The sequence below is a fragment of the Pseudomonas sp. GM21 genome, from assembly GCF_000282215.1.
In the GTDB taxonomy this organism is placed as follows: domain Bacteria; phylum Pseudomonadota; class Gammaproteobacteria; order Pseudomonadales; family Pseudomonadaceae; genus Aquipseudomonas.
This window is the reverse complement of record NZ_AKJS01000202.1, coordinates 1-13,290: the sequence shown is the minus strand read 5'-3', so window position 1 is coordinate 13,290 and position 13,290 is coordinate 1. Positions and strand designations below refer to the sequence as shown.

The 13,290-nt window shown below is 60.1% G+C and carries 9 protein-coding genes; 2 read left to right on the top strand and 7 right to left on the bottom strand.

All coding sequences use genetic code 11. The features are described 5' to 3' along the window. Positions 1–219: 219 nt before the first annotated feature. The gene (gene aqpZ, locus PMI22_RS00135) at positions 220–918 is read left to right on the top strand and encodes an aquaporin Z (RefSeq protein ID WP_007949524.1); all 699 of its coding nucleotides are present in this window, start codon (positions 220–222) and stop codon (positions 916–918) included. Between the two features lie 15 nt (positions 919–933). On the opposite strand, the gene PMI22_RS00140 is transcribed toward aqpZ, so the two are convergent. The 6 genes from PMI22_RS00140 to aceK all read right to left on the bottom strand — a co-directional run bounded on the left by PMI22_RS00140 (position 934) and on the right by aceK (position 10,365). Further along, the gene (locus PMI22_RS00140; protein ID WP_007949523.1) at positions 934–2,058 is read right to left on the bottom strand and encodes a GNAT family N-acetyltransferase; all 1,125 of its coding nucleotides are present in this window, start codon (positions 2,056–2,058) and stop codon (positions 934–936) included. A 69-nt stretch (positions 2,059–2,127) separates the two neighbouring features. Further along, positions 2,128–2,364 carry an anti-sigma factor family protein gene (locus tag PMI22_RS00145; RefSeq protein ID WP_007949521.1) on the bottom strand — a complete coding sequence of 79 codons (237 nt, stop codon included), beginning with the start codon at positions 2,362–2,364 and terminating at the stop codon, positions 2,128–2,130. Continuing rightward, on the bottom strand, positions 2,358–2,972 hold the full coding sequence (locus PMI22_RS00150) for an RNA polymerase sigma factor (protein ID WP_033049811.1): 615 nt from the start codon (positions 2,970–2,972) through the stop codon (positions 2,358–2,360). The genes PMI22_RS00145 and PMI22_RS00150 overlap by 7 nt, the downstream gene beginning before the upstream one ends. 150 nt (positions 2,973–3,122) lie before the next feature. Next, entirely contained in the window at positions 3,123–4,244 is a 1,122-nt protein-coding gene (locus tag PMI22_RS00155; protein WP_007949519.1) for a beta-ketoacyl-ACP synthase III, read from the bottom strand. 328 nt (positions 4,245–4,572) lie between these two features. Further along, the gene (gene hrpA / locus PMI22_RS00160; protein ID WP_007949518.1) at positions 4,573–8,484 is read right to left on the bottom strand and encodes an ATP-dependent RNA helicase HrpA; all 3,912 of its coding nucleotides are present in this window, start codon (positions 8,482–8,484) and stop codon (positions 4,573–4,575) included. A 162-nt stretch (positions 8,485–8,646) separates the two neighbouring features. Then, positions 8,647–10,365: a bifunctional isocitrate dehydrogenase kinase/phosphatase gene (aceK, locus tag PMI22_RS00165; protein WP_007949517.1), complete on the bottom strand. Its 1,719-nt coding sequence runs from the start codon at positions 10,363–10,365 to the stop codon at positions 8,647–8,649. 343 nt (positions 10,366–10,708) lie between these two features. On the opposite strand from aceK, the gene PMI22_RS00170 reads away from it, so the two are divergent. Then, positions 10,709–11,617: a DMT family transporter gene (locus PMI22_RS00170; protein ID WP_007949515.1), complete on the top strand. Its 909-nt coding sequence runs from the start codon at positions 10,709–10,711 to the stop codon at positions 11,615–11,617. 122 nt (positions 11,618–11,739) lie between these two features. On the opposite strand, the gene PMI22_RS00175 is transcribed toward PMI22_RS00170, so the two are convergent. Beyond that, positions 11,740–13,290 (bottom strand): aldehyde dehydrogenase (NADP(+)) (locus PMI22_RS00175; protein WP_007949514.1); only part of this gene is annotated, 1,551 nt, incomplete at its 5' end.

Genomic DNA, 13,290 nt, shown 5'->3' with positions numbered 1-13,290 from the left:
CGCTCTGCGTGGGAACGCAGCCCGGGACGCTCTGCGTCCCAAAAGCGGACGCAGAGCGTCTATTGAGGCATTCCCACGCAGAGCGTGGGAACGATCTGCCTTACCCGTCGGCTGGAATTCTGTAAAAACCCTGCTGTACTCAGCCAAGGTTCTGGAGATGGTTCTGCAGTCCATCTGCTGGATGCGAAAGGCATTAAAACTTCGAAAGGACACGCTCTCATGTCTCTATTCAAACGTTCAGCGACAGAGTTGGTAGGTACGTTCTGGCTGGTGTTGGGGGGGTGCGGCAGTGCAGTGCTGGCCGCTGCCTTCCCGGATGTAGGCATCGGTTTACTGGGGGTGTCCCTGGCGTTTGGGTTGACGGTGCTGACCATGGCGTTCGCTATCGGCCATATTTCCGGTTGTCACCTCAACCCGGCGGTGTCACTGGGGCTGGTGGTCGGCGGACGGTTTCCCGCCAAGGAGCTGCCGGCTTACATCATCGCGCAAGTGATTGGCGGGGTGATTGCAGCCGCGTTGCTGTATTTCATTGCCAGCGGCAAGCCCGGCTTCGACCTGGCCGGCGGCCTGGCCTCCAACGGCTATGGCGAACACTCCCCCGGCGGCTATTCCATGGTGTCAGGGTTTGTCTGTGAACTGGTGATGACAGCCATGTTCATCCTGATCATTCTCGGCGCCACCGACAAGCGCGCTCCGGCAGGACTTGCCCCCATCGCCATCGGCCTGGGGCTGACCCTGATCCACCTGATCTCGATCCCGGTCACCAATACCTCGGTCAACCCGGCGCGCAGCACCGGCCCGGCATTGATCGTCGGTGGCTGGGCCATTCAACAGCTGTGGATGTTCTGGGTCGCGCCGCTGCTGGGTGCGGTGATCGGCGGCATCACCTATCGCTGGCTGGGCAAAGAAGACACTTAAGGCCTCGGACGAGGATCAGTCTTGCCGGTAAGGCAAGGCGGTCCTCGCCTCTTCTGCATACGCCAGCACCCCAACGCGCTCTTGCTGCAGGAAGTCTTTGACCGCCGCTTTCAGACCCGCGTGGCGCAGGTAATGCCAGGAATGGGTGATCACCGGTTCAAACCCGCGAATCAATTTGTGCTCGCCTTGGGCACCGGCGTCGAAACGTTGAAAGCCATTGGCAATCGCATAATCCATGCCCTGATAGAAACACGTCTCAAAGTGCAGTCGATCAAACTCCGCCAGACAACCCCAGTAACGCCCGTAGAAACTGTCGCCCCCCACCAGACTGAAGGCCATGGCCACCGGCCGTGAGCCCTGTTTGGCCAGCACCACACGAATCGACTCCGGCATGCGCTCGGCCAACAGGCTGAAGAATTCGCGTGTCAGGTAAGGCCTTTGCCGACGTACCGCGTAGGTATTGGCATAGCACGCATAAATGAAATCCCACTGCGCCTGATCCAGCTGCCGACCTTCAAGCCATTCGAAATCAATGCCCTGCCCCGCGACTTGCTCACGCTCTTTGCGCATCTGCTTGCGTTTACGTGAACTCAGCACGTCGAGGAAATCCTGAAAATCCCGATAGCCGCGATTCTGCCAGTGATACTGACAGCCAATTCGCTGCAACCAGCCGGGCTGTTCGGCCAGTGCGGCGTCAGTGAACGGGTCAGTGAAGTTGATGTGTGCGCTGGAGAGGTCTTCTATCTCAAGATAGCCCGGCAGGCTCTTGAGTAACTCGAAACCGTCCTCGACGCTGGCCGCCAGCAAGCGTGGCCCGCTGACAGGACTGAAGGGCACGGCGGTCAATAATTTGGGGTAATAGTCGATACCGGCCCGCTCACAGGCATCCGCCCAGGCATGATCGAACACGTATTCACCATAGGAATGCCACTTGCGGTAACTGGGCAGCGCGGCGATCAGCCGATCCCCTTCGATGTGCAACAAATGCTCGGGTTGCCAGCCGGAATGCGGGCCGATGCTGCCACTGTCTTCCAGGGCACTGAGGAAGGCATGGCGCAGAAACGGCTGATGCTCGGGTACGAGTGCATCCCAAGTGTGCGGTGCTATTTCGGACAGATTTTCCAAACGTTGCAGCGGCATCAACTTCCTCTCCACTTCTTGCTTGAAAGACCTGCGAGCCTGTTTCTTGACCTGCGCAATGAATCCTCTCTACGGCATGTCCTTGCGACGTTCGGCAGCGAGACGTTCAGCCAGCGCATCGACCTCCGGCAATGGCTCTTCGGGCATGGCGCGCAATGTCGCCTGCATCAGCCGCATCTGACGAATGAACCGCCGGCAACTGGGGCAGAACATCAGGTGATGACGCACCATCAGCCGCTCACGAAAACTCAGATCGCCATCGAGATAATCGCTGGAACGCGCCACTTGTTCCTTGCAGGTCAACATTCCCCGGTTTCCTCAAAATGTTCTACGGCCGCAAAAACCTTCAACCGTGCCCTGTGCAACAGCACGCGAACATTGGAGAGCGAGATGTCCAGAAGATTACAGATTTCTTCCAACTCCAGCCCCTGACGCTCACGAAGTAACAATACACTTCTTTGCAGCTCTGACAGGCTCAGCAGCGTGTGATCCAGGCATTCACGCAACTCGCGTTCGGTCAGCAGCGCTTCCGGCGTGTCCTGGTGCCATACAAAGGGAGCCACCCGCCAGTGACCGTCACCTGGAGAAAAACGGTCATCGTCAATTGTGCCATGGGGTGACGGCAGGTCATCGAGGAACACTTCGCGTCGGTTTTGTTTGTATCGACCTTTTGCCGCATTGGCCGTAATGGTCAGCAACCAGGTCTTGAGGCTCGAACGCGCCTCGAATTTGCTCAGATTGCGCACGACCGATAACCACGCATCCTGGACGATTTCGTCGGCATGCCGGCTCCCCACAATCGCATACGCCACGGCCCGCATGGCACTCTGATAGGTACTGACTAACTCTTTGAAAGCCTTTTGTTCACCGGCCAGTAATCGCTCAAGCAGTTGCGCATCGTCAGCCGCCATCAATCAATCCCCTTGTTCTGACTTCCGAAATGACGACGGCAGGACTTCGCCTACAGCTTAGTCCTGCCGTCGCCCGGAAGTTACAGTGTCCTGACGGTTTCGAATGTAGGAAACATCCTCACAATCAAACAGAAAGGGATTACAAGGTTTGGCTCAACGCTTGCGCAGAATCACACTACCAATCGAATAACCGGCGCCAAACGAACTGAGCACGGCCAGCGAACCGGCGGCCAGATCATCCTGGTTCTTGTGAAACGCAATCACCGAGCCGGCAGAGCTGGTGTTGGCGTAGGTGTCGAGAATCACCGGGGCTTCTTCTTCGGTGGCCTCGCGACCCAGCAGTTTCTTGACGATCAGGTGATTCATGCTGAGGTTGGCCTGGTGCAGCCAGAAGCGCTTCACGTCGCTGATGTTCAGCGAGTTTTCTTCCAGGTGCGTCGCGATCAGCTCGGCGACCATCGGGCACACGTCGCGGAATACCTTGCGGCCTTCTTGCACGAACAGTTTGTCCTTGGCACCGATGCCCTCTTCCGCCGCGCGGTTGAGGAAGCCAAAGTTGTTGCGGATGTTGTTGGAGAACTTGGTCAGCAACTTGGTGCTGACGATGTCGAACTGGTGTTTGGACGTCGCCAGGTCAGCACGTTCGATGATCACTGCGGTAGCAGCGTCACCGAAGATGAAGTGACTGTCGCGGTCGCGAAAGTTCAGGTGACCGGTGCAGACTTCCGGGTTGACCATCAGGATGGCCCGGGCCTGGCCCAGTTGCACGCTGTTGGCCGCCGCTTGGATGCCAAAGGTGGCGGAAGAGCAGGCAACGTTCATGTCGAAACCGAAACCCTGGATGCCCAGCGCTTCCTGGACTTCGATGGCAATGGCCGGGTAGGCGCGTTGCAGGTTGGAGCAGGCGACGATCACGCCGTCAATGTCCGCGGCAGTCTTGCCGGCACGCTGCAAGGCTTGTTCGGCGGCGCCGATGGCCATTTGGCAAAGTACCGACCATTCGTCGTTTGAACGCTCCGGCAGGCGTGGCGCCATGCGTTGCGGGTCGAGAATGCCGTCCTTGTTCATGACAAATCGGCTTTTGATGCCGGAGGCTTTCTCGATGAACGCCGCGTTGGACTCGGTCAACGCTTCGACTTCGCCACGGGCGATGGCCTCGGCGTTGTCGGCGTTGAATTGCGCAACGTAAGCGTTGAAAGACTGCACCAGCTCTTCGTTGGAGATGCTGTTGGCCGGGGTGTACAGGCCGGTGCCGCTGATGACGACGTTATGCATGGTTGTTTCTCTAATCTGTTCAGGCAGAAAGCATTGGCACCGACGTACCAACACACAAGGGGTCTGTTCCCGTCATGGGAAGCCAACCAGGCATCGCTTTATTCCGATCCGCCTGAACCTTGAAGGGCTCAAAACCGCGGGACCGGCGTTTATAGGCGCGAAGTTTGCCATAAACATTGGGTTTTGGCGCCATTTGCGAGAGCAACGGCGTACCTGATGTGGGAGTGAGCCTGCTCGCGATTTCGGTGTATCAGTTAATAATAATGTGACTGATGTACCGCAATCGCGAGCAGGCTCGCTCCCACAGGGTATTGGGCAAGCCCCGGTTCTAGGGTTCGACCTGGGTCCACTGTTTATTCAGGCGCTTGTCGGAGATCGGCACCTTGGTTCCCAATTGCTGGGCGAACAGCGAAACCCGGTATTCCTCCAGCCACCAGCGATAGAGCTCCAGCTGCGGATCGCGTTTGCCTTCCTGGGCGTGTTTGCTGGCGCGGGTCTGGTATTGAGTCCAGAGACCGGACAATTCACCGCTCCACACCCGATCGCGCTGCACTTGAGCTGCGATTTTTTCAAAGCGCTGCTCGACCGCTTTCAGGTAACGCGGCAATTCCTTGAGCCACACCATCGGCGTTTCGCGGACAAAACCGGGATACACCAAGTGACTGAGCTGCTGCTTGATGTCGTTCAAGGCCACGGCTTGCGCCAGGTCGATCTTGCCCTTGAAGCGTTTTTGCAGGCCGTGCCAGAGCTTGAGGATTTCCAGCGTCAGCTTCGCCAGACGCTCGGCGTGTTCAGTCCAGCCGCCGCGTTTGCGTTCGGCCAACGCCGCCAACCCGGCGCCATCACGCGGCAACGGGTCTTCACCCTCGAGAATGCAGCTGTCGAGACTGGCCAGCAGAATGTCTTCCACCAGACTGTCGATGCGCCCCATGTCGCGGTACATCAGGCCCAGTTCGGTCAGACCCGGCAATTTGCTGCGCAGGAACTTCGCCGGTTCGGCCAGTTGCTGCATCAGCAAACGCTGCAAGGCCCGACGATGCTGGAATTCGGCTTCGGCCGGGGTCGAGAAACGCCCTTCCTTGACCGTGCCGCCCTCTTCCACTAGCGCCGGATAAACCGTCATCGACAGCCCGGCGATCTTCTGCTGGGTTTTCTCGGCGACAGCGGCAAAGACTTTGGCTTCCACCGGCTGCTGGCTTTTCGCGGTTTGCGGCACCGCCAACGCGGCCTGACTCGCTTCGGCAAACCGTGCGGTCAGTTCCGCCAGATCACGCCCTTCGCCAAGGAATTTGCCCTGGCCGTCGACGATTTCCAGGTTCATGCGCAAATGGCTGTCGACCTGCTGCGACGCTTCGGCCCACGCCTCATCACTGACCCGCGCTCCGGTCATGCGCAACAACTCGCGGCCCAGCGCCAGTGGCAACGAACCTTCGGCGAAGGTCATGCGCTGCAATGCGGCTTTGACGAAGTCCGGCACTGGCACAAAATTCTTGCGCAGGGCCTTGGGCAAGTTGCGCACCAGCGCGATGCATTTGGCTTCGATCACACCCGGCACCAGCCATTCCAGACGTTCCGGTGGCAGCATCGGCAGCAACGGTGCCGGCACGCGCAGGGTCACGCCGTCGCGCGGATGGTTGGGCTCGAAGTGGTAACTCAGCGCCAGCTCCAGATCGCCGATGTGCAAGGTGTCCGGGTAATGCAGCGCGGTGACTTCGCTGGCCTCGCGGGCCAGCACGTCTTCTTCGCGCATGATCAGCAGCTGTGGATCTTTCTGGCTGTTGACCCGGTACCAGCTGTCGAAAGTCGCGGTTTGGTGGATCTCCGCCGGTAATCGCGCATCGTAAAAGGCAAACAGGGTTTCTTCGTCGGCCAGAATATCGCGGCGACGGGCCTTGGCTTCCAGTTCGTCGAGTTGCTCCAGAAGTTGCGCGTTGGCCGTCAGGCATTTGGCCCTGGATTGGATCTCGCCGCGCACCAGGCCTTCACGAATGAAAAACTCTCGGGACACCACCGGGTCAATCGGCCCGTAATGCACCGGCCGACGGCCGACCACGATCAGCCCGAACAAGGTGATCTGCTCGAAGGCCACGACCTGACCGCGCTTCTTCTCCCAGTGCGGTTCGAAGTGGTTTTTCTTGATCAGGTGCCCGGCCAGCGGTTCGATCCAGTCGGCGTCGATCTTGGCGACCATGCGCGCGTAAAGCTTGGTGGTTTCCACCAGTTCAGCGGTCATCAGCCATTGCGGGCGTTTTTTACCCAGCCCGGAGGACGGGTGAATCCAGAAACGCCGCTGACGGGCGCCCAGGTAATCACCTTCATCGGTCTTCTGGCCGATCTGGCTGAGCAGGCCCGAGAGCACGGCTTTGTGCAGTTTCGGGTAATCCGCCGGCTCTTTGTTGATGCTCAACTGCATGTCGCGGCAGATCAGGCTCAACTGACGGTGCGAGTCGCGCCATTCGCGCAGTCGCAGGTAATTCAGGAAGTTCTTGCGGCACCAGTTGCGCAACGGGCTTGCCGTCAGTGCCAGGCGCTGTTCTTCAAAACCGCGCCACAGATTGACCAGACCGGCGAAGTCCGAGTCCACGTCTTTCCATTGTGCGTGGGCCTGATCCGCCGCTTGCTGACGCTCCGGCGGACGTTCACGCGGGTCTTGAATCGACATGGCGCTGGCGACGATCAGCACTTCCTGCAAGCTGCCCAGTTTCGCCGCTTCCAGCAGCATGCGACCCATGCGCGGGTCCACCGGCAATCGCGCCAGATTTCGCCCCAGCGGCGTCAGTTGGCTGTTGCGGTCCACCGCTGAGAGTTCTTGCAGAAGGTTGAAACCGTCGCTGATGGCTTTGCCGTCCGGCGGTTCGATAAACGGGAAGTCGGTAATCTCGCCGAGGCGCAGGTGCAGCATCTGCAAAATAACGGCGGCGAGGTTGGTTCGCAAAATCTCCGGATCGGTAAATTCCGGACGGCCATTGAAATCGTCTTCACCGTACAGGCGGATGCAGATACCCGGCTCAACCCGCCCGCAACGACCTTTACGCTGGTTGGCGCTGGCCTGGGAAATCGCTTCGACAGGTAAGCGCTGAACCTTGGCGCGGTAGCTGTACCGACTGATGCGCGCGGTGCCGCTGTCGATCACGTAACGGATGCCCGGCACGGTCAGCGAGGTTTCCGCGACGTTGGTCGCCAGGACCACACGACGGCCTGGGTGCGACTGGAAAATCCGCTGCTGCTCGGCCGGCGACAGGCGCGCGTACAACGGCAGGATTTCGGTGTGCTTGAGCTGAGCCTTGCGCAGCATCTCGGCCGCGTCACGAATCTCGCGCTCGCCGGGCAAGAACACCAGCACATCGCCAGGACTCTTGCGCTCGCTGCGCTCGAAGGCGGCGATTTCGTCTAGGGTGGCGAGGATCGCCTGGTCCACGGTCAAGTCATCCTCGACGCGGTTGCCCTCCTCGTCCTGCTCCAGGGTCAGCGGGCGATACCAGGTTTCCACCGGGAAGGTGCGGCCGGAGACTTCGACAATCGGCGCGTCATCGAAATGTTTGGAGAAGCGCTCCAGGTCGATGGTTGCCGAGGTGATGATGACTTTCAGATCCGGGCGACGCGGCAGCAGGGTTTTCAGGTAACCGAGCAGAAAGTCGATGTTCAGGCTGCGTTCGTGGGCTTCGTCGACGATGATCGTGTCGTAGCGTTCGAGGTAGCGATCGTTCTGGGTTTCCGCCAGCAGGATGCCGTCGGTCATCAGTTTGATCAGGGTGTTGGAGTCGCTCTGATCCTCAAACCGCACCTGATAACCGACCAGCGCGCCCAACGGCGTCGCCAGTTCTTCGGCAACCCGGCTGGCCACGCTACGGGCGGCGATTCGACGGGGCTGGGTATGGCCGATCAGACCATGCTGGCCGCGACCGATTTCCAGGCAGATCTTCGGCAACTGGGTGGTTTTACCCGAACCGGTTTCGCCGGCGATGATCAGCACCTGATGCTTGAGCAGCGCTTCTTTGATTTCGTCGCGCTTGGCGGCAATCGGCAAACTGTCGTCGTAACGAATTTCCGGCAGGCTGGCACGCCGCGCCAAGACCTGATCACAGGACGCCTGCATCCGCGCCACCCACAGGGCCAGCTTGGCCTCGTCAGGTTTCTTGCGCAGCTCAAGCAACTGCCGCCGCAGCCGGTGGCGGTCGGCGAGCATGGCGTGATCGAGGTTTTTCAGCAGTTTGTCGATGGAGGGCGATTCGTCGGTCATCGGGTACGCAATTCAGTCGTCTAGTGGCGCAGGGGGGCGATTGTCGCAGATTTAAAGGACAAACGAGATCCCTTGTAGCAGCTGTCGAGCCCCAGCGAGGCTGCGTCGAGGCCAACGCAGCCTCGCTGGGGCTCGACAGCTGCTACGGGGCATGCGAGCCGACTACTCGTTATCCAGGCCCTTGCGGCGATACGGGAACACGTCGATCACTTTGCCCGCCCGAATCGCTTCCTGCAGGCTCTTCCAGTAATCGGCGTTGTACAACTCACCATGCAGTTGATCAAACAACTTGCGCTGGCCGGAGTCGGCAAATAAAAACGGGGGAAACTCCTCGGGAAACACATCCAGCGGCCCGATCGAATACCAGGGCTCGGACGCCATCTCGTCTTCCGGCGTGCGCGGTTGCGGGATGTGGCGGAAGTTGGCCTCGGTCAGGAAGCAAATCTCGTCATAGTCATAAAACACCACGCGTCCGTGGCGGGTGACGCCGAAGTTTTTCAGCAGCATGTCGCCGGGAAAGATATTTGCCGCCGCCAATTGCTTGATCGCCAGGCCGTAATCTTCCAATGCCTCGTGCACCTGCGCGTCGTTGGCGTTTTCCAGGTACAGGTTCAGCGGCGTCATCCGCCGTTCGGTCCAGCAGTGACGGATCAGCACGGTGTCGCCTTCCACCGACACCGTTGACGCGGCCACTTCAAGCAATTCTTCCAGGCACGCCGGGTCGAATTTGCTTAACGGGAATCGGAAGTCGGCGAATTCCTGGGTGTCGGCCATGCGCCCCACACGGTCGACGCTTTTTACCAGACGGTATTTCTCGATCACCGTGGCGCGGTCGACGTTTTTCGACGGCGAGAAACGGTCCTTGATGATTTTGAACACCGTGTTGAAACCCGGCAGGGTAAACACGCTCATCACCATGCCGCGCACACCGGGAGCCATGATGAACTGGTCGTCGGTGTTGGCCAGGTGATTGATCAGCGCCCGGTAGAACTCGGACTTGCCGTGCTTGTAGAAACCGATCGAGGTGTACAGCTCGGCGATGTGCTTGCCCGGCAGGATGCGCTTGAGGAAACCGATGAACTCCGCCGGCACCGGCACATCGACCATGAAATACGAACGGGTGAACGAGAAGATGATCGACACGTCCGCTTCATCGGTAATCAGCGCATCGATCTGAATCCCGCGACCTTCGCGGTGCAGCAGCGGGATCACCAGCGGCCACTGTTCGTCGTGGGTGTAAATGCGCCCAACCAGGTACGCCCCTTTATTGCGATAAAGCACCGAGGAAAACAGTTCGACGCTCAACTCCGGGTCTTTGCACACCCAGTCCGGCAGGTTCTCGCGCAGTTGCGCTTCGAGGCGGCTCAAGTCGCCGGCCAGATCGGCGTAATCCTCGCTGAAGCGGTAGTCGGCAAAAATGCTCTCAAGCATGCCGGACAACTGGCCCTGAGGTTTGTAGGTGCGGGTTTGTGCAGCGCGGGCCCGGCGCAGGCTCGGGCGGGTGGTGTGGATGAACATGCAGCCGTCGCTGATCAGGTCATGGCTGAACAAACCGCAGAAAATCGAGTTGTACCAGGTCTCGGAGAGTTCATCATCGAAGCGCAGGTCGATCAGCGTGATGTATCCACTTTTGACCAGCGGCCAGCAGCTGACTTCCAGCGTGTCGCTGTCGAAAGCGACACGCAGCCGCTCCACCGTTTCGCTGACTTTTTCTTCATAGAGATTGATCCGCGCAGCCGACGCGACTTGCGTCTCCTGCCACTGGGCTTGCTCGAAACGCGCCCGGGCGCCGTCGGTGATCTGCCGGAAATGCTCGCGGTAATCGTCAAAGCCATCGAGGATCATTCGGGCGATATCGGCGGCTGGCCATTGCTGCGGCATGGTGAGACCTCTGCGGGAATTCGTGAGCCCTGAGCTTAGCCAGTGAACCGGGTGCAGGAGAAGCGTAATTTTGCGCTCAGGTTATTGCCGTAACGAGAACCGTAGCAGCTGGCGAAGCCTGCGTTCGGCTGCGTAACAGTCGTAAAACATGAGCTTGCGGTCTACCTGAAACACCGCATCGGCTAATTTCACGACTGCTACGCAGCCGAACGCAGGCTTCGCCAGCTGCTACTAAGTGCAGTTCGGCTTAACTGAACGGCATCAGGGTTATTTGCCCGTTTTTCGGTTGCCATCGATCAGGCCCTCGGCAACACTCTCGTCCCCATCAAGGAAGGAGTACACCGTGAGCCCCGTTGATATCGTCCGTTTACTGTCGCTGGCGGCCATTTGGGGTGCGAGCTTTCTGTTCATGCGCATCATCGCCCCAGTGATTGGCACAATCCCCACGGCTTTTTTCCGCGTGTCGATTGCTGCGGCCGGCCTGCTGGTGATTCTCGGACTGCTGCGTATCAGCTGGGATTTCAAAGGCAAACTCAAGACCGTGATGCTGCTCGGGGTGATCAACTCCGGGATTCCGGCGACGCTCTATTCGGTGGCCGCCCAGGTGCTGCCGGCCGGGTACTCGGCCATCTTCAACGCAACGACGCCGCTGATGGGTGTGCTCATCGGCGGGTTGTTCTTTCATGAAAGGCTCACCGCCGCCAAGCTCGGCGGGGTGTTCCTCGGATTGTTGGGTGTTGGCGTCCTGACCCGCGCGGGCCCGGTCGCGTTCGACCTGCAACTGCTGATGGGCGCCCTCGCCTGCCTGCTTGCCACGACGTGCTATGGCTTCGCCGGTTTCCTCGCCCGCCGCTGGCTGGATCAGGCCGGTGGTCTCGACAGCCGCTTGTCTGCGCTGGGCAGCATGCTGGGGGCGACGCTGTTTCTGCTGCCGCTGTTCGGCTACAGCGTGATCAGTCAACCGCCGGCGAGCTGGGGTGGCTGGAATGTCTGGATGTCGTTGCTGGGCTTGGGGCTGGTGTGTACCGCGCTGGCGTACATCATTTACTTCAGGCTGCTCAGCTCGATCGGGCCGGTGAGGTCAATGACCACGACTTTCCTGATTCCGCCGTTCGGGGTGTTGTGGGGAGCGTTGTTGCTGGATGAGCCGTTGTCCATGGCGCATGTCTATGGCGGGGTGCTGATTGCGGCGGCGTTGTGGTTGGTGTTGAAGCCTTCGGTGGTGAAAGTGGCTGAGGTGACTGCCAAGTAATTTGTGGTGAGGCTGATGCCGCCTTCGCGAGCAAGCCCGCTCCCACACTCGATCTTCGTCGTGACACCGATCGAATGTGGGAGCGGGCTTGCTCGCGAAAGCGCTAGTCCAAGCACCAAAAATCACAGTGCCTGGTTATTCACCTCCCCATCCACCAACCGCCGAATCCCCAGCGGATTAGCGTTCTGCAACGCCTCGGGCAGCAACGCATCCGGGTAATTCTGAAAGCACACCGGGCGCAGGAAGCGGTCTATCGCCAGCGTGCCCACTGATGTCCCTCGGGAATCGGACGTCGCCGGGTAAGGCCCGCCATGCACCATCGCCTCGCACACCTCGACCCCGGTCGGATAACCGTTGAGCAAAATCCGTCCGACCTTTTCCTGAAGCATGTCTGCCAGCCAGCGGTACTCCAGCAACTCCTCGGCCTCGCCAATCAAGGTCGCTGTCAGTTGCCCGCGCAAGCCCTGCAAAGCCGCCGCCAACTGAGCCTGACTCTCGACTTCGACGACAATGGTGGTCGGCCCGAAGACTTCTTCCTGAAGCAGCTCATTCCCCTCAAGTAACAGGCTGACATCGGCCTTGAACACCTGCGGCTGAGCCTGATTACCCTGTTGCGGCCTGCCCGCCAGGTGCGTCAGCCCCGGATGCTCGTGCAGTTCGCCAAGGCCTCGGTTGTAGCTGGCCAACGTACCGGCGTTGAGCATGGTTTGCGCCGGTTGCTGGTTCATGCTGGCGCAAAAGGTTTCCAGAAAGGTGCTGAACTGCGGCGAACGCAGGCCGATAACCAGGCCGGGATTGGTGCAGAACTGACCACACCCCTGGGTCACCGAACCGGCAAGCTGCGCGGCGATTTGTTCGCCGCGTAGCGCTAGCGCTTCGGGCAGCACGAAGACCGGGTTGATGCTCGACATCTCGGCAAACACCGGGATCGGCTGCGGCCGGGTCGCGGCCATGTGGCTCAGGGCATTGCCGCCCTTGAGCGAACCGGTGAAGCCCACCGCCTGAATCGCCGGGTGCCTGACCAGCCACTCACCGACGCCCCCGCCATAGATCATGTTGAACACACCCGCCGGCATTTCGGTGCGCTCGGCGGCACGGATGATCGCGTCCGCCACCCACTCGGCCGTCGCCATGTGACCGCTGTGAGCCTTGAACACCACCGGGCAACCGGCGGCCAATGCCGACGCCGTATCACCACCGGCGGTGGAGAACGCCAGCGGAAAGTTACTCGCGCCAAACACCGCGACCGGCCCCAAAGCGATACGGTATTGGCGCAGATCCGGACGTGGCAATGGCTGGCGCTCTGGCAGCGCCCGATCAATCCGCGCACCGTAGAAATCACCGCGACGCAGCACCTTGGCGAACAAGCGCATCTGCCCGCTGGTGCGCGCGCGCTCGCCCTGAATGCGCCCGGCCGGCAACGCGGTTTCGCGGCACACGGTGGCGACGAAGTCATCGCCGAGTGCATCGATTTCATCCGCGATGGCATCGAGGAACCGCGCGCGCTTTTCCGCGCTCAAGTTGCGGTAGACCGGGTAAGCGGCAGCCGCTGCTTTGGCGGCGGCATCCACTTCGGCTTCAGTGGCCTGAAAGAAGCTACCCGGCAGCGGTTCGCCGGTGGTTGCGTCGAGGCTTTGCAGTTGCAGCGTGCCGTTGGCGCTGCGGCGGCCGCC